The organism is Peribacillus sp. FSL E2-0218 (genome assembly GCF_037992945.1).
In the GTDB taxonomy this organism is placed as follows: Bacteria; Bacillota; Bacilli; order Bacillales; family DSM-1321; genus Peribacillus; species Peribacillus simplex_B.
Genome location: NZ_CP150304.1, coordinates 4,564,570 through 4,580,211 on the forward strand (window position 1 = coordinate 4,564,570; position 15,642 = coordinate 4,580,211).

The 15,642-nt window shown below is 45.3% G+C and carries 18 protein-coding genes and 2 pseudogenes; 9 read left to right on the forward strand and 11 right to left on the reverse strand.

All coding sequences use genetic code 11. The annotated features are described in order from the left end of the window. Window positions 1-17: 17 nt before the first annotated feature. Window positions 18-1,217, reverse strand: a complete 1,200-nt coding sequence (locus MHI53_RS21975) for a glycosyltransferase family 4 protein (protein ID WP_155645454.1) — start codon at window positions 1,215-1,217, stop codon at window positions 18-20. Between the two features lie 199 nt (window positions 1,218-1,416). Between MHI53_RS21975 and wecB the strand changes: the two genes are divergently transcribed. After that, entirely contained in the window at window positions 1,417-2,553 is a 1,137-nt protein-coding gene (gene wecB, locus MHI53_RS21980) for a UDP-N-acetylglucosamine 2-epimerase (non-hydrolyzing) (protein ID WP_340372301.1), read from the forward strand. Window positions 2,554-2,617: 64 nt separating this feature from the next. Here the strand turns inward: wecB and MHI53_RS21985 are convergent, their stop codons facing one another. Together MHI53_RS21985 and MHI53_RS21990 are read right to left on the reverse strand one after the other, a co-directional pair. Beyond that, window positions 2,618-4,306 carry a methyl-accepting chemotaxis protein gene (locus tag MHI53_RS21985; protein WP_340372302.1) on the reverse strand — a complete coding sequence of 563 codons (1,689 nt, stop codon included), beginning with the start codon at window positions 4,304-4,306 and terminating at the stop codon, window positions 2,618-2,620. Between the two features lie 212 nt (window positions 4,307-4,518). Beyond that, window positions 4,519-5,879, reverse strand: a pseudogene (locus tag MHI53_RS21990) (MATE family efflux transporter). Between the two features lie 246 nt (window positions 5,880-6,125). On the opposite strand from MHI53_RS21990, the gene MHI53_RS21995 reads away from it, so the two are divergent. After that, window positions 6,126-6,533: a VOC family protein gene (locus MHI53_RS21995; RefSeq protein WP_061142073.1), complete on the forward strand. Its 408-nt coding sequence runs from the start codon at window positions 6,126-6,128 to the stop codon at window positions 6,531-6,533. 48 nt (window positions 6,534-6,581) lie between these two features. On the opposite strand, the gene MHI53_RS22000 is transcribed toward MHI53_RS21995, so the two are convergent. Together MHI53_RS22000 and MHI53_RS22005 are read right to left on the reverse strand one after the other, a co-directional pair. After that, window positions 6,582-7,352 (reverse strand): TSUP family transporter, encoded by a 771-nt coding sequence (locus MHI53_RS22000; RefSeq protein ID WP_061142074.1) that lies wholly within the window; start codon window positions 7,350-7,352, stop codon window positions 6,582-6,584. A gap of 29 nt (window positions 7,353-7,381) precedes the next feature. Next, window positions 7,382-7,845, reverse strand: a pseudogene (locus tag MHI53_RS22005) (DUF523 domain-containing protein). Between the two features lie 134 nt (window positions 7,846-7,979). Between MHI53_RS22005 and MHI53_RS22010 the strand changes: the two are divergent. Then, complete coding sequence (locus MHI53_RS22010) at window positions 7,980-8,240, forward strand: hypothetical protein (protein ID WP_340372303.1); 261 nt, start codon at window positions 7,980-7,982, stop codon at window positions 8,238-8,240. Between the two features lie 75 nt (window positions 8,241-8,315). Here MHI53_RS22010 and MHI53_RS22015 read toward each other — a convergent pair whose 3' ends face one another. Both MHI53_RS22015 and MHI53_RS22020 read right to left on the reverse strand, forming a co-directional pair. Continuing rightward, a complete protein-coding gene (locus MHI53_RS22015) occupies window positions 8,316-8,558 on the reverse strand; it encodes a DUF2584 domain-containing protein (RefSeq protein ID WP_061142075.1) in 243 nt (80 codons plus the stop codon). 47 nt (window positions 8,559-8,605) lie between these two features. Then, window positions 8,606-9,397, reverse strand: coding sequence for a prolyl oligopeptidase family serine peptidase (locus MHI53_RS22020; RefSeq protein WP_340372304.1), 792 nt, complete (start codon window positions 9,395-9,397; stop codon window positions 8,606-8,608). A gap of 131 nt (window positions 9,398-9,528) precedes the next feature. On the opposite strand from MHI53_RS22020, the gene MHI53_RS22025 reads away from it, so the two are divergent. Genes MHI53_RS22025 through MHI53_RS22035 form a run of 3 tightly spaced genes read left to right on the forward strand, consistent with a single transcriptional unit; the run spans window position 9,529 to window position 12,103 of the window. Continuing rightward, window positions 9,529-10,521, forward strand: a complete 993-nt coding sequence (locus tag MHI53_RS22025) for an ABC transporter substrate-binding protein (RefSeq protein WP_061142077.1) — start codon at window positions 9,529-9,531, stop codon at window positions 10,519-10,521. A gap of 30 nt (window positions 10,522-10,551) precedes the next feature. Further along, window positions 10,552-11,322: an ABC transporter ATP-binding protein gene (locus MHI53_RS22030; RefSeq protein WP_061142078.1), complete on the forward strand. Its 771-nt coding sequence runs from the start codon at window positions 10,552-10,554 to the stop codon at window positions 11,320-11,322. After that, window positions 11,312-12,103, forward strand: a complete 792-nt coding sequence (locus tag MHI53_RS22035; RefSeq protein ID WP_260320179.1) for an ABC transporter permease — start codon at window positions 11,312-11,314, stop codon at window positions 12,101-12,103. Before MHI53_RS22030 ends, MHI53_RS22035 begins: the two co-directional genes overlap by 11 nt. A gap of 254 nt (window positions 12,104-12,357) precedes the next feature. On the opposite strand, the gene ytkD is transcribed toward MHI53_RS22035, so the two are convergent. Then, window positions 12,358-12,819, reverse strand: coding sequence for an RNA deprotection pyrophosphohydrolase (ytkD, locus tag MHI53_RS22040; protein ID WP_340372305.1), 462 nt, complete (start codon window positions 12,817-12,819; stop codon window positions 12,358-12,360). A gap of 106 nt (window positions 12,820-12,925) precedes the next feature. After that, window positions 12,926-13,276 carry a hydrolase gene (locus MHI53_RS22045; RefSeq protein WP_340372306.1) on the reverse strand — a complete coding sequence of 117 codons (351 nt, stop codon included), beginning with the start codon at window positions 13,274-13,276 and terminating at the stop codon, window positions 12,926-12,928. A 236-nt stretch (window positions 13,277-13,512) separates the two neighbouring features. Here MHI53_RS22045 and MHI53_RS22050 point away from each other — a divergent pair, with 236 nt between their 5' ends. Beyond that, window positions 13,513-13,770 carry a DUF6154 family protein gene (locus tag MHI53_RS22050; protein WP_057915644.1) on the forward strand — a complete coding sequence of 86 codons (258 nt, stop codon included), beginning with the start codon at window positions 13,513-13,515 and terminating at the stop codon, window positions 13,768-13,770. A gap of 95 nt (window positions 13,771-13,865) precedes the next feature. Here MHI53_RS22050 and MHI53_RS22055 read toward each other — a convergent pair whose 3' ends face one another. Continuing rightward, complete coding sequence (locus MHI53_RS22055; protein WP_061142082.1) at window positions 13,866-14,306, reverse strand: DNA starvation/stationary phase protection protein; 441 nt, start codon at window positions 14,304-14,306, stop codon at window positions 13,866-13,868. 122 nt (window positions 14,307-14,428) lie between these two features. Between MHI53_RS22055 and ytzI the strand changes: the two genes are divergently transcribed. After that, entirely contained in the window at window positions 14,429-14,584 is a 156-nt protein-coding gene (ytzI, locus tag MHI53_RS22060) for a YtzI protein (RefSeq protein ID WP_081092389.1), read from the forward strand. A gap of 35 nt (window positions 14,585-14,619) precedes the next feature. Here the strand turns inward: ytzI and MHI53_RS22065 are convergent, their stop codons facing one another. Then, the gene (locus tag MHI53_RS22065) at window positions 14,620-15,093 is read right to left on the reverse strand and encodes an S-ribosylhomocysteine lyase (protein ID WP_061142083.1); all 474 of its coding nucleotides are present in this window, start codon (window positions 15,091-15,093) and stop codon (window positions 14,620-14,622) included. A gap of 188 nt (window positions 15,094-15,281) precedes the next feature. On the opposite strand from MHI53_RS22065, the gene yidD reads away from it, so the two are divergent. Next, window positions 15,282-15,512: a membrane protein insertion efficiency factor YidD gene (gene yidD / locus MHI53_RS22070; RefSeq protein ID WP_340372307.1), complete on the forward strand. Its 231-nt coding sequence runs from the start codon at window positions 15,282-15,284 to the stop codon at window positions 15,510-15,512. The last annotated feature ends 130 nt before the right edge of the window (window positions 15,513-15,642 follow it).

The window sequence follows — 15,642 nt, forward strand, 5'->3', positions numbered from 1 at the left end:
TTCCGGTTTATTCTTCCCTACGCCTCCAAGACGTTGATGAGGCCTTTAATATTTTGGGACCATTGAAAATGCTGTTTCGCATATACATAACCGTTTTCCCCTAGCTCTTCACGCAGCGCTCGATCTCTGGCCATGGTCAAAATGTGGCGACTGATTTCATCCACATCCCGGCTATCTGCCACCAGCCCGCACTTCGCCTCTGAGATCACCTGCTTGGCCCTTCCCGCCACATCACCGACAATCGGCTTTCCGACACACATATAATCAATGATCTTTCCAGGCAGCACCGTATTGAACACCTCTTTTTCCACCAAGCTTACATAAGCAATATGGGAGGAGGAAACTTCATGAAGGGTCACCCTCCGATTCATCGCATTCATGACTTTTATATTCGCCAATCCCTTCGCGCTGATTTCCCTCTCGACTTCAGCTGCCCGGTAGCCGTATCCGATTATCGTGAACTCGATTTGCTTATGTTTCCTTAACGTTTCAGCAATGGCTATCAGTTTTTTCAGGTCTTGGGCCAGTCCGATATTCCCGGTATAGACGACCTTGATTTTCGTTTCAGAAATGGGGGTAAATACATTCCGCAACGCCAGCTCATCACCAGTGAGCGAATTGGGGATGAAATGAATCGTTTCTTCCTCGACCCCCTTGGCCCTGATATAATCCCTGAACCCAGGACTATTGATGATAATATGATCTGAATGCCGATACAGCTTCCGCTCCAGGACGTATGCGAACTTCAAAATCCATTTATTTGCGAAAACCCCCACTCCCATCAACGATTCTGGCCATAAGTCCCTGACATCGGTAATGAGTTTCGCCTTCATTTTTCTCTTGGCAATCAATGCTGCCATCGTCGGGAAAATTGGCGGTGTCGAGACAAACACATAATCATAAGTTTTTTCGAGACGGATGATTGTATAAATGAAAAGCCACATCGCTTCCAGATAATGCAGCAAGCGCCTTCCCATATTGCTTGTATACCGCTTCACCTTATTCGGTTTTATCCTGATGACATCTTCCTCAATATGTTCCTCATCCCAAAATTCATGGTCTTGATACAAACCTTGATCGGGATAACTCGGTTTCAACGTGATGACCGTTACTTCATATCCGTTTCTTTTCAAATGGAGATACACATTTTTCATTCGATTTCCCGCACTTCCGATTTCCGGATAAAAGTTTTGCACGATCATCAGGACGCTTTTCATATTCACCTATCACCTCTATTCTTGGATCAGTCATGCTTCCTGCTTTATATTGTAAAGTGCCGTTATTAATGGAAGGTTAAGGAAATATAAAGTCCTCATTAATATTGTAAATATTGCGTTAATTATTGTTTCGTTTTCATTTTTCCTCTGAATCTCTCGTTATAATGGGGAGGACAGTTAGCAGGAGGAGGAATGGAGCATGCCTAAACAACGTTTGAAGGTCATGACGGTCTTTGGCACGAGGCCTGAAGCAATTAAAATGGCACCAGTCGTTTTGGAACTGAAAAAACATCAGGACGAAATAGAAACCATCGTGGTGGTCACCGCCCAGCATCGGGAAATGCTTGATCAAGTACTGCAATGTTTTCAAATAAAGCCAGATCACGATTTGGATATGATGAGAGACAGACAGACATTAGAGGATATTACAACAAGGGGCATCGAGGGACTCAGTTGGCTCATGAAGCATATAAAACCGGATATCGTCCTCGTCCATGGAGATACGACGACCACTTTCATCGCTAGCTTGGCTGCTTACTATAATAAGGTCCAGATTGGCCATGTTGAAGCCGGACTCCGCACTTGGAATAAGCATTCACCGTTTCCTGAGGAGATGAATCGGCAATTGACCGGTGTCCTGGCCGACATCCACTTCGCCCCGACCAAGCAGGCTGCCGAAAACCTGCTATTGGAGAATAAACGGACCGACAGCATCCACATCACTGGAAATACGGTGATCGATGCCTTGAAAACAACGATCCAGAAGGACTATTCGCATCCGATCCTCTCTGATTTGAATGGAGATAGGATGCTATTGATGACGGTACATCGGCGTGAAAATATCGGAAAACCGATGCAGGGGATATTCCGTTCCGTGAAGCGGCTTCTTGATGAACATGGGGATATCCAGGTTGTTTTCCCGATTCATAAAAATCCAGTCGTCCGGGAAATCGCCCATGAGGTCTTCGAAGAAACAAAAAGGCTACATATCATCGAGCCCTTGGAAGTGATCGATTTCCATAACTTCGCGGCACGATCTCATCTCATCCTGACAGATTCCGGAGGGGTGCAGGAGGAAGCGCCATCACTTGGCGTCCCGGTTGTCGTGTTGCGCGATACGACGGAACGGCCGGAGGGAATCAAGGCCGGCACACTTTTATTGGCCGGAATCGAAGAAGACCGCATTTACGAGGCAACCCATAATCTGCTTACGAACGAAGGCGACTATGAAAAAATGGCAACAGCCTCGAATCCATATGGGGATGGCTTTGCATCGAAACGGATTGTCGAAATTCTCCTCAAGCATTGTCAAGTGAGATTCGCCCTTCCATCATGAAAGAATGAAAAGCGAAAAAGCCTGCCGCCTCGCATGGGCGGTCAGGCTTTTTGATTTTCACATTTTAAAACTTAAACCGGCTCACTTCCATTTTCAAGCTTTCAGCCAAGGTTGCCAACGCTTGGGCACCTTCGGAAATCTGTTCGGTGGCGGTGTGCTGTTCTTCGGTCGCAGCACTTGCATCATTTGCCCTTTCTGCGGAGATGACCGCTATTTCCTTGATAGAATGAGCGCCTTCCGTAACATCTTCAGTCATCACCTGCAGGTCGTCAACGGCAGAGGACACCGAGGCAATTTGCTCACTCACCTGTCCGACGGCCGATTTAATGTTAGTGAATACTTGTAGCGAGCTTGCCGAAGCAGCAAGTCCTTCTTCCGCTTTCTTACTTCCTACATTGATAGACTCGACTCCCCTTCCAGTAGCCTCCTGGATGAACCGGACCATTTTCTCAATTTCCGCTGCCGATATCTTCGATTGCTCGGCAAGCTTCCGGACCTCATCAGCCACCACTGCGAACCCTTTCCCATGTTCTCCAGCTCGTGCCGCTTCAATCGCTGCATTCAATGCCAATAAATTCGTTTGTTCGGAAATATCGGTAATGAATGTTGTCACCCGTTGAATTTCATTCGAGTGACTCGACATGTTTTCCATAATTTTTGCCGACTCGCGAATCGTAGCATTAATCTCCTCCATTTGAGCCGTTACATCATTCATGCCCTCTGCCCCCTGTTGAACGAGTCCATTGACAGTCTTGGCTGAATGAAGCATTTCGACATTGCTCAGTGTGATCCGTTTGATGGCAGCAGCCATTTCTATCATCGAATCGACCGATTTTTCGACAATATCGACCTGAAGGGAGGTGCCTTTCCTATTTTCCTCTGCAGTTGCCGACACCAGCTCTGAGGACGCCAGGCTTTCTTCTGAACTTGCCGACATCTGTTCAGCTTGAACAGCAAGCTGTGACGCGGAATCCCTCATATTCAGGACAATCGATTTAAGTCCCCCTACCATTAAATTGAAGGCCCTTGCCATTTCTCCAATTTCATCTTTGTTCCAGATTTTCATTTCTTCAATATCTAAATTACCGGCAGCGACTTGGCCCAGCGCTTCCGTCAGCTTACGGACAGGACGTGAAATGCTTCTGCTGAGGATGATGGGCAATATGATACTGAGAACGAACCCGCCGATTATCAGCAAAACGATGAATGCCTTCATATCCCCCACCTTCTCATTCAATTCCTTCCTTGTCTCCTGCATATACACATTCTGTTTGCCATCCAGCTTCTCGGCATTATCCAAGATCGTTTTATCCAGCTCAATCGCATTATCGGCAATTTCCATCGCCTTCTTACTATTCCCTTGCTGCATGCTTATGGTTATCTCTTCAGCCATTCCCATATATTCCAGCTGCGTGCGATGAATCTCTTCAAGCAATTCCCGGTCTTCCTTGGATGTCATGCTTTTCTCAAGCGTGCTGTATGCCTTCTCGAATCCATCATGAGCCGTCTCCCTATTTTCCAGATAAGTGGAATCTTTATAGATGATATATCCGCGAACATCATTAGAGATGGCTTGCTGCTTGTTGATCATCTCCTCGACTAGGCTGATTTTTTTCACCCTATCATCCAATAAAAACGTATACTTGCCATTCAAATCGATGATGATCCATAGATACAGAACACCTATGGCCACCAAAAATAAAAGGATGGACAAAAAACTTGCCCATAATTTTTTCGATACGGATAACTTCAAGATATGCAACCTCCATTTGTCCAAAATTTAAAATTTTCAATCTATATGGATAATATCGGCCAACTAGTACTTTTTTTCCAGTACAATATACATATGTCGAAAAAAATTGGAAAGCATCAAGCTTCCGTTGAGCCGATGGCCTGAATGAAGGCGTCATCTTCGCGGGTAAAAACAAAAAAAGACCACCAAATGGTGATCTTTTCGGTGAACATTCAATTGACCTTCTCTTTTTTTCCAAGCACCGAACCTTCTCGTTTCGAGTAAAGCAGAATCGTCAGGAATATGACCAGCTCGGATAAGGGGATCGCCATCCATGCGGCATTCGTCCCAAATATCAACGGCAATGTAAGCAAGAAAATCAGCATGAAAATGAATTCACGGCCAACCGTGATCCAAGCTGCCATCTTCACTTGCCCGATCGATTGGAAATAGGTCATCATGACGAAGTTGACCCCCATCAGGATGTAGCCGCTAAAGAATATCCTGATCCCGATTGTCGCAAGCTCCTTAACTTCGCTTGAAAAATCACCGAATAAATCGACGATGAAAGGCGCCGCAGCCTGCCCTAGGAGCGTAATCGCTATTCCTGCTCCCATTGCTGTCAATATGGCGATGCGAACCGTTTCACGCTTCCGCTTTTCATCTTGTGCCCCATGATAATAGCTGACCAGTGGCTGAATGGCCGACCCTATGCCAAGAAACATCAAGAGCATGACACTATGGGCATAATTCACGATGGAAAATGCCGCTAGCCCGTCGGTGCCTGCAAGGCGGGAGAACGCATTATTATGGGCAATCGTAAAGACGGATACCCCGTTTCGGCTAGGAAGCTTGGAAAGCCGATCATCATCGTCATCACGAAAAGCGACTTTTCAAACCTGAACGTAACGAGACGAAGCGTGTTCTTCTTCGTGAAGAAGTGAATGCTGAGAACCAGGATGCCAAGCGCGGCTGCGATGATCGTTCCATACGCGGTTTCCCGTACGCCTAGCTCAAGGACATATAGAATGATGAAGTTCAGGACGAAATTCGAAACGGCCGTAACGATCAGGGAGACCATCGCCAAATTCGGATTGCCATTGTTCCTGACGAATATGCTTAAGGTATTCTCCAGCGTGAAAACAAAACCAAGCATCAGGAATACATTCATGTAGTCCGTCGCAAAAGGAGCGGTCGCCTCATTGGCCCCTAGTGCATATACAAGCTGATTATGAAAAGCATAGGCAACCACGCCTATGATTACGGTAAATATCGTGATCAAAATGATTGAATGGGTGAAGATGAAGCGGGCACGATCATAATCCCTTGCGCCCATGCTTTGCGAATAAAGCGTTGCCCCGCCTACTCCGATCCAAATGGACATCGCTACAAAGATTGTATAAATGGGACCGGCAATATTGACGCCTGCCAGGGCAACAGATCCCAGCTTATTGCCGACCATCACTCCATCGACGACAAAGTTCAATGCCATCAATACCATACCGATCATCGAAGGAATCAAATAACGCAAAAAGACCCTTCCCGTCGATTCCAACTCCAATACATGTTGTTGTTGCTGTTCCCTTAATGACATGCCTATCCTCTCCTGCTGTTTGACCTTACTGAAAATCGTCCATGATGCCGCCGAATCTCTTACAGTACAGTTTTGGCCATCTGCCCTTACCCATGTAACAATTTCTGATAGTACCATCATAACTTAACGAACGTTCGTCAGGCAAGTGGAATCAAAAAAAATCTTGCCCCTCTTATTTCCAGGAAAGAAGGAGGATATGCCAGACCTGTCGAAAAGGTGATGATAACCCGAAAAAGGAGGAGTCAAATGAAGCATCAGGTTACCCCTTATTTAATGTTCGATGGACAGGCAAAGGAAGCTTTGGCATTCTATGAAGATATATTTCAAGCGGAGATTGCTGACCTGCAGACATACGGAGAAGCTGATTTCCCTACACCTGAAGAAGCGGACGATCTTGTTTTGCATGCAAAGATCAAAAAAGGCCATCTGTTGATCATGGTATCCGATACGTTTCCAGGAAATCCTCTTGCAGCCGGAAACAACGTATCGTTGGTCCTCGAGTGTGAGAGCGAAGCCGAAATACGGAGTTTATATGATTCCTTGTGTGCAAAAGGTTCATCTTTAATGGAACTCCAAGATACCTTTTGGGGAGCTAAGTACGGGAAGGTCAGAGATCGATTCGGCGTGCAATGGGACTTGAACTTAACTAAATGACCGCAAATATGGCCGAAGATCCAACCTTCATCTTCGGCCATTTTCTTTTTAAAGCACATGAAAATAATTCAAGACATTTTTCCCAATCAACAAAACAGTGACGCAAATGAACAAAACACGCACATACGATGCGCCTTTCTTGATGGCGAAGTTCGTTCCGACCAATGCCCCGCATACCATGGCAAGCCCCATCGGAATCCCATAGGCGAAGTTGACGGTTCCCATGGATAAAAAAATGATAAGTGCTGCAATATTGCTGCCAAAGTTCAAGATCCTGGCATTCCCGGCAGCCTGGACAAAATCAAACCCTATGATCAAAAATGAAAATAATAAAAAGGAACCAGTCCCTGGTCCAAGAAACCCATCATAAAACCCAATGGCAAAAATAATGCCAATCAGCAAAAGCATTTTTTTCCTTTTCAGTCCTTTATACTTTGCCTCTTTCCCCCAATCCTTTTTTATCATCGTATAAACCGCGACGATGACCAAAAGAATCAAGATGAGCGGCTTTAGGATCTCTGCGGAAACGAAATGAACAATATAAGCACCCAATGCCGCTCCGAACAAGGTGATGGGAAACAGCTTGATGACGAATGTAAAGTCCACCTTCCCTGCCCGGATGAATGAAATCGTACTCGTCAACGATCCCATCGTGCCTGCAAGCTTATTCGTGGCTAATGCCGCTGAAGGTGAAATTCCCGTAAACAATAAGGCTGGAATCGAGATCAATCCCCCGCCGCCCACAACGGAATCGATGAATGCAGCAACAAAGCCGGCAAGTATTAAAAATAACAACGTATAGAGGTTGATATCCTCCATGTATTCCCCTCCCCCAAAAGCATTACACCTCATTTTTCTCCCAGATGATCGGATAACCGCTCCTCTGACGTGACAATGAATCCATGCCGCCTAAGCAAAGCCGCGGTCACTCCATTACCGGCCCTCTTCGCCCCCATGAATTCACCATTATAAATCGCCGCACTGCCACAGGATGGACTATATTCTTTTAAAACGACCAGCTTCGCCCCAATCTCCTGGGCTTTCATTAAAGTAAGCTTCGCTCCTTCTATGTACTACGCTTTACATCCCTGCCCGTCCTTTCGATGACCTTGGCTTTTCCATCAAGTACATCCACACCAGCACCGCCGACTATCTTCGCTGGCTCCCTCGGTACCGAAAAACCGCCAAGCAGCTCCGGACATACCGATACAGCCTTTTTCTCGCCGATTAATGCCCTGATCCCCTCATCCAGGCTGTGAGTCCCGTTATATCTCACCTCAAAACCCGCCAAACAAGAACTCACCAAAATCATCCAATCACCCCAAACACCATTCTACCATTCTTCTCGTCACAACTGTGACAAGACGTTAGGAGAGGAAATCGAATCATTCACGGCGTGGGACGAATTATCTGCCGGGACGGATTAGTTCGTGTGTAGGACGGATTATGAAGGTGGACGGTCGGATTATTGTCGGCGTGGGTCGGATTATGGGGGTGGACCGTCGAATTATGGGCGGCGTCGATCGGATTATGGGGGTGGACGGTCGAATTATGGGCGGCGTGGGTCGGATTATGAAGCTGGACGGTCGGATTATTGTCGGCGGCGGTCGGATTATGAAGCTGGACGGTCGGATTATTGTCGGCGTAGGACGGATTATGAAGCTGGACGGTCGGATTATTGTCGGCGGCGGTCGGATTATGGGTTAGTTGGTGTAATTTTTCCAGCCGAATCAATAAAGAAAGCGCCTGCAGTGAAAATCAGCTCTGCAAGCGCTTCTATTATTAGTTAGTGGAGTTCAAAGATAATAATTCGTAGGTGATGATGGTTTTTTCACCTGTCCATTCGACTTTTTGGATCACGGCCGTTCCGCTTGTATCGGATTGTTTCGTTTTTCGTACATCGATGGGGATATCGATCGGGTATAGCCGGTACCCATCTTTAGCGAGCCGGAAAATATTTTCTTCTTCGCGGGTTTCATTTCCTTTTGTAACGATCATCGTGTTGAGTTCGATGGGCATGCCCATGTGAATCTCCTCCTCTTTTCAATATGCTTGGATTATACTTCATTCTATCATTTTTCCGTTTTATTTTTCATCCAAGATGTTAAATCTTCGACTACTTTGCGGTTGACTGCAGGTGGGAAGTAATGGGTGAATGGAGTGAAGTACCAGCTTTCGACATCTTTGTCGTGCAGCTTCAATCTCTTCTCCAGACGATAGGCGTGTTCAATGGCCACATTGTCATCTTTTTCACCGTGAATGATCAGGACGGGAACATTCAAATCTTCAATCGCAAATAAGGGTGTACGGTATTCATACTGATCCGGGCATTTTGTCGGGGTGCCGCCGATGACCCGCTTCATCATCCGGCGCATATCTACCCGTTCGACATACGTTAAGAACATGTCCGATACGCCTCCCCATGTAACGATCGATGCTGCATTCCTGCAGTGTATCCCCGTCCAAAGTGCCATGATGCCGCCGCGGGAAAATCCGAGGATATGGATGTGATCCTTGTTTACCCGTGGATGCTGTTCAAGTAGGTTGAAGCCTGATATCGCATCGTATCGATCTTCGCCTGCAAAATCCTCATCCCCCTCACCGCCTTGATTCCCACGATAAAAAGGGGCGAACACGATGAAGCCTTCCGCTGCATACTGAACGATCCTTGCAGGCCTCACCTTTCCGACATTTTTAATCCCGCCGCGTAAGTATAAGAAGGCATCATGAACTTGGCCATCGACCGGCTCGGCAAGCAATCCCTTTACCTTCAGCCCCTGTGATAGGTAAGTAACCGAATAAAGATGGATATGAGGATGCGGGGATGGAAACCGCCGTTTTGAAATGATCGTTCCGTTTTCCAAGTTCTCCCCTCCTTTCTCTTACTCTTATTGTAAAACATCCGCTTGTTTTTATCCCCTGATAGGCATTCACATTTTTCACTACTCTTCATACGATACTGTAGGCAAAATACCTATTTATCAAGGAGGAAGCAATGTTGAAAAAATGGTGTAAAGCAGGTGTCATATGTTTGCTTCTGTGCATGCTGATCATTCCGCTCGGGGCTTGTGGCAAAAAGGATACGGTCAGGGTGGCCGAAGTGACCCGCTCCCTTTTCTATACACCTCAATACGTAGCGATAGAAAAGGGGTTCTTTGAGGATGAGGGCTTGAAAATTGATTTGAAAACGACGGCTGGCGGCGATAAAACCATGACCGCGCTTCTTTCCGATGGGGCGGACATCGCTCTCGTTGGCTCGGAAACATCGATCTACGTACAGTCACAAGGCTCGAAAGACCCCGTCATTAACTTCGCCCAATTAACCCAGACGGATGGAACGTTCCTTGTTTCACGTGAAAAAATCGATAACTTCAATTGGGAGATGCTGAAAGGGTCCACATTCCTGGGCCAGAGAAAAGGCGGAATGCCCCAGATGGCCGGCGAATATGTATTGAAAAAGCACGACATCGACCCAAAAACAGATTTGACCCTCATACAAAATATAGACTTTGCGAATATTGCCACGGCCTTTGCTTCCGGAACGGGCGATTTCGTACAGCTGTTCGAGCCGACAGCCAGTGTGTTTGAAAAAGAAGGAAAAGGCCACATCGTCGCTTCTTTCGGCACCGAGTCCGGTCATCTCCCCTATACGGTTTATATGGCTAAAACTAGTTATTTGAAAAAGGACAAAGAGACTGTCGCGAAATTCACAAGAGCCTTGCAGAAAGCACAAAAATGGGTCCAGGATCATGATGCCGCCGAAATCGCCAAAGTCATCCAGCCCTATTTCGAGGATATCAATGTCGAAACGATGGAAACAGTCATCAACCGTTACAAAGAACAAGGCTCCTTTGCCACCGACCCCATTCTGGATGAAGAAGAATGGAACAATCTGCAAGACATCATGGATGAGGCAGGCGAGCTGCCAGCACGAGTCAGCCATGATAAATTGGTGAATACCGATTTTGCAGAAAAAGCCGCAAAATAGCATAGCTACCAGTAAGGAGGATGTCCATCCATGAGCTTTTTAAAAATCCAAGACATTCACCATACTTATTTTTCAAATCAGACGGCAGCGACCGCGCTCGCGGACATTTCCCTCGACATTGAAAAAGGTGAATTCGTCTCTTTTCTAGGTCCGAGCGGCTGCGGAAAGACCACCCTGCTTTCCATTATCGCCGGGCTTTTCCCGCCCACCTCGGGAAAGATCCTGCTCGAAAATAAACCATTGAACGCCGACAGTGACGCTTCCATCGGCTATATGCTGCAGCAGGATTATCTTTTTCCATGGAAAACGATAGAAGAAAATATCTTATTGGGATTGAAACTGATTAAAAAGGATGAAGGCCTTGAGAGGATAAAAACGCTGAAGCTATTAAGCGACGTTGGACTGGGAGGCACCGGGAAGCTATATCCCCGTGAACTTTCAGGCGGAATGAGACAACGCGCCGCACTGGCACGGACATTGGCGGTCGACCCAAAGATCCTGTTGCTTGATGAACCCTTCTCGGCCCTTGATTACCAAACGAAGCTCAAGCTGGAGGATCTTGTTTTTGAAACATTGAAATCCTTCGGAAAGACAGCCGTGCTCGTCACCCATGATATCGGGGAAGCCATAGCCATGAGCGACCGCATCCATCTATTTTCCCCGAATCCTGGAAGAGTGCACAAAACATTCGAAGTACCTGATGAACTGCGCGGGCTGATGCCATTCCATGCACGCAACCATCCGCAATACCCCATTCTTTTCCAAACAATCTGGAAGGAGCTTGAGAGCCTTGAATATTGACCAACTCCATAAACAATATAAAACCTCTTTGAAAAAGGAAAACAGGCTCATCCGCCTTTATCAGATCCTGATTTTCCTTGTATTTTTCAGCAGCTGGGAGTTATTCTCCCGGATGGAATGGATCGACCCGCTCATCTTCAGCTCACCATCAAAAGTATGGCAGCTTTTCCTACAGAAATTGGGTGATGGCACCCTGCTTTCACATTCCGGAGTGACCCTCTTTGAAACCGTACTCGGCTTCATCATCGGGACACTGCTAGGAACGGTCCTGGCATCACTCCTCTGGTGGTCGCCCCGGTTGTCAAAAACACTGGATCCCTATCTCGTCATCTTAAATGCCATGCCCAAAGTCGCACTCGGGCCCATCATCATCGTCGCATTCGGTCCTGGCTTTCCCTCCATCATCTCAATGGGGGCAATCATCTCCATCATCATCACCACCATCGTCGTCTACACCGCATTTCGCGAAGTCGACCCGAACTACCTGAAGGTGCTCCAAACATTCGGAGCTACAAGAACACAAGCATTTCGGGAAGCCATATTACCGGCCTCCTTCCCGACCATCATCTCGACCCTGAAAGTCAATGTCGGCCTCTCCTGGGTCGGCGTCATCGTCGGTGAATTCCTTGTCTCGGCGAAAGGACTTGGCTACCTGATCATTTATGGATTTCAAGTCTTCAACTTCACTCTTGTCATGCTCGCCTTGATGATCATCGCCGTCTTTGCCACCATCATGTATCAACTGGTCGAACTCCTCGAACGCAAGCTAATCAAAGACTGACACAACTGCCGATAACCGTCGGCAGTTTTCGTTTTACTCCAGATTAGCTCATGAGCTTGGATTTCGGCTACTTTCCCGATTCTGGCTGCTTTCTCCTCATTTGGGGCAGTTTATTCGTGAGTTTAGGCAGTTTATTCGTGAGTTTAGGCAGTTTATTCGTGAGTTTGGGCAGTTTATTCGTGAATTTGAATTTCTCATCCCGATTCCGGCGCTTTCTCCTCAGTTTTGGCAGTTTACTCGCCAATTCCGGCTTTTTATGGCAGGTTACCATCATTCAGCTTTGATACGCTCCAGGGGACGATTTCATCTTTCATGATAAAGCTGAATTCTTCGCCGGGTTCGTCCGGCAATCTATCCAAAAAGATGGGCCCATCCGTTTCGAGATAGGTATTTTTCTTTTCCACTTCACGTAGTTGGGCAAAGTATATTGATTTAACGAATGACTTGATTGGATCGTGAACTTTGTATTGTCCCAGGAATTGCAGTTGCTCAACGATTCCGCCCGTTTCTTCATGCACTTCCCGTATCGCTGCTTGTTCAATTGTCTCTCCTGCTTCCCGCTTGCCTCCAGGGAACTCCAAGCCCCTGCGTTTATGCTTGGTCAAGACCCATCTTCCCCTGAACCTGCTGAGCACGAAAACATGCCAGGACTCGCCAAATACGGGTTTTTCGGAGAGTTCCACCATATATCCGTTCTTGTCGAAAAACCTTTGCATATGTTCCCTTCTCTCCATATATGATATTCGACTCTTCCTTCATTATATGGATAAAAAAAAGTACTATCCAGCTTGAATTTTCCTCACGGCAATAAAACGATGGCCCTCAATATTCGAGGCCATCGTCCGTTGGCTTTGCCTGTAAGATTCCCATGCTTTCAATATGTCTTCTTCCCTCTTCCGTTCCAAGTTGATGGATCATTTCAAAAATTTTTTGGAGTGTGATATCCTGCTTATCATTTTCCCTGTCGAAATGATATTGCAGGTACGGGACATGTGCTCGGTAAAAGTTTTCTTCGCCTACAGAATAATTGTAATCAAATAATTCGCGCAGCTGGATGACCTCATTATCTGTAGCCTCGATTTCGAAATTCCACGGGGAGCTTTCCCTATCTTGTGTGATCTCCCCAGTCGGAAGCCAGATGTAATATTTTTTCCTGTTTTCGGACACATTCATCCACCCTTTCCAAATATCATACGCTTATTTTTCACGTAATTCCCGACATCATACAATGGAAAAATTTGTTTACAGAAGTACAAAGATGTTAAATAATAGATTAAAGTATCTTTCAAAGGGTAAAACATATAATAAGCCCAAGCATCCCTTCAGATTTTTATATGCACCCAGAGGTTTTTTTGATAACCTACATATAAAGAGATAACGGATTTCTAACAAATGTGAGGTGAAAAGTTTTGAAGTTAATTGAAGAATTATACAATATGTACCGTAATAAGCTGACTGGTGATGAAGAAGATATTGATATGCTTACTTTTGCGGTTTTGGAGCAGTTGGACCGTAAGGAAATTTTCGAATTACTTCAAGAAATGGATGATCAAGAGCTTACCAATCTAATGGGCCTTTACATTATTGAAACGTTAAAAGGGAAGTTTGCTCAAAATAGCATGGACGATACGAAACCTACACATTTTCCGCCACGGAATATCCATTAATACATACCTTGTCAGGTGTCCCTCTCTCGATGGATGCCTTTTTGTTTTACGCCCATAAAAAAAAGCCCCGCCGAAGCAGGGACTCTCAGCCAATATTAATGTCCTAAGTATGCACGAAGCATCCATGCATGTTTATTGAAGCTTTTCTTCATGCTTGTCAGCATATCAGCCGTAACTGGGTCTTCCTCTTCAGCAGCTTCGATGATTTCAAGGAACTCTTCCGAAAGCTTCTCAAAGTCATTGATGACGCTTTGGACCATATCTTCCGTATTTTCGTTGCCTGTCGCTTCTTCAAGGGTCGTTAATTCTAAATACTCTTTAAGGGTAGCAACTGGTTTTTCGCCGATCGCCAGCAATCGCTCGGCCAATTCGTCATAATTGGCTGTGATTTCCACATATAACTCTTCCAATTTTTGGTGAAGTTCAAAGAAGTGGGGTCCATTCACGAACCAGTGGTAATTGTGGATTTTTGTGTAAAGGACACTGAAATTGGCAATTTCCTTGTTCACTAATTTTCCTAATTTTTTCTGAGCCATAAATATCTACCTCCGTAAGTTGGTTATACTTTATGATTCCCTCTAATCAGAAATTGAAACATATTCTTATCGCTTCTTATGCTAAAATGAATGTAAATTGTGAACGTTAGGAGCTGTGAAGAATGATCACGGTTTTAATCATTTCCATTATTGTGATTCTGGTCGTCTTGGCTTTATCCATCCTGACTATCGGAAAAGGATACAGTTACAAGCATACCATCGATCCGATCGATCCTTTGCCCGAGGAAGAGGCGAAGAATGAAGAACCGCGAAAATAAAAAAAATCCTGTCACAAAATGACAGGATTTTTTCATTAACCGAAAACTTTATGAAGATCTTGTTTATCTTGCGCAAGCCAGAATTTCATTAACTTCTTGGCACCTTCAAGGTCATGCAGCTTCGCTTGGCCGCATTGTTTTTCATTTGCAGCAGGAATTTCCGTGATTTCAACAGCATCCTTGAATGTGTCTTCAAGGACATCGATAATTTCCGTTACTGTCGGCTCACCGCTGACAACAAGGTAATACCCCGTTTGGCAGCCCATTGGCGAAATGTCGATAATATCGAAATGGCTGTACTGCTCAGAATGCTTACGGATATTGAATGCAAGCAAATGTTCCAAAGTATGGATCGTATCCGGCTTCATAGCTTGTTTATTTGGCTGGCAAAAACGGATATCGAATTTATTGACAACACCATCTGTTCCGACCTTATGGACACCGCAATGTCTTACATATGGGGCTTTAACAGCATCATGATCTAATTCAAAGCTTTCAACTGAAGGCATTCCATTCACTCCTTAATAGTATTTCCTCTCTATTTTACCTTGAAAGACAATTTATTTCATCCTTTTAAATAAATTCTTATTATTTCCATCGGTTTTATTCAGTTTATTCCTGCTTCACCATTATTGGCACAAAGGAAAATATGCTATAATGAATGGCAGTGAAATTACGTGAAAAGAGATGAAGCATTTTGTTTAAAAAATTTTTAATGGGAATCATTCGTTTTTATCAAATTGCCATTTCTCCATTAAAACCGCCTACCTGCCGTTTTTACCCGACTTGTTCCCATTACGGACTGGAAGCGATCAATCGGTTCGGTCCAATCAAAGGAAGCTGGTTGGCCATCGTCCGGATTCTTAAATGTCATCCGTTCCATCCAGGCGGCATCGATCCGGTTCCGGAAAAAAAAGAAAAAAGATGAAGGCCATTAGAAAAAAGCCTTGCTTTCTTGCTAGATTTTTTGTATTATACAGAAGTCAAATCGTAATGATTTCGTTTTTACACATACATTTCAAATCGTAATCAATCCGAATTAAAAAGGAGCAATTCAT

Coding starts and splice junctions, on each gene's coding strand:
- MHI53_RS21975 (WP_155645454.1), bottom strand. CDS start 1,217: ATGAAAAGCGTCCTGATGATCGTGCAAAACTTTTATCCGGAAATCGGA.
- wecB (WP_340372301.1), top strand. CDS start 1,417: ATGCCTAAACAACGTTTGAAGGTCATGACGGTCTTTGGCACGAGGCCT.
- MHI53_RS21995 (WP_061142073.1), top strand. CDS start 6,126: ATGAAGCATCAGGTTACCCCTTATTTAATGTTCGATGGACAGGCAAAG.
- MHI53_RS22000 (WP_061142074.1), bottom strand. CDS start 7,352: ATGGAGGATATCAACCTCTATACGTTGTTATTTTTAATACTTGCCGGC.
- MHI53_RS22010 (WP_340372303.1), top strand. CDS start 7,980: ATGAAGGTGGACGGTCGGATTATTGTCGGCGTGGGTCGGATTATGGGG.
- MHI53_RS22015 (WP_061142075.1), bottom strand. CDS start 8,558: ATGGGCATGCCCATCGAACTCAACACGATGATCGTTACAAAAGGAAAT.
- MHI53_RS22025 (WP_061142077.1), top strand. CDS start 9,529: ATGTTGAAAAAATGGTGTAAAGCAGGTGTCATATGTTTGCTTCTGTGC.
- MHI53_RS22030 (WP_061142078.1), top strand. CDS start 10,552: ATGAGCTTTTTAAAAATCCAAGACATTCACCATACTTATTTTTCAAAT.
- ytkD (WP_340372305.1), bottom strand. CDS start 12,819: ATGCAAAGGTTTTTCGACAAGAACGGATATATGGTGGAACTCTCCGAA.
- MHI53_RS22045 (WP_340372306.1), bottom strand. CDS start 13,276: ATGAATGTGTCCGAAAACAGGAAAAAATATTACATCTGGCTTCCGACT.
- MHI53_RS22055 (WP_061142082.1), bottom strand. CDS start 14,306: ATGGCTCAGAAAAAATTAGGAAAATTAGTGAACAAGGAAATTGCCAAT.
- ytzI (WP_081092389.1), top strand. CDS start 14,429: ATGATCACGGTTTTAATCATTTCCATTATTGTGATTCTGGTCGTCTTG.
- MHI53_RS22065 (WP_061142083.1), bottom strand. CDS start 15,093: ATGCCTTCAGTTGAAAGCTTTGAATTAGATCATGATGCTGTTAAAGCC.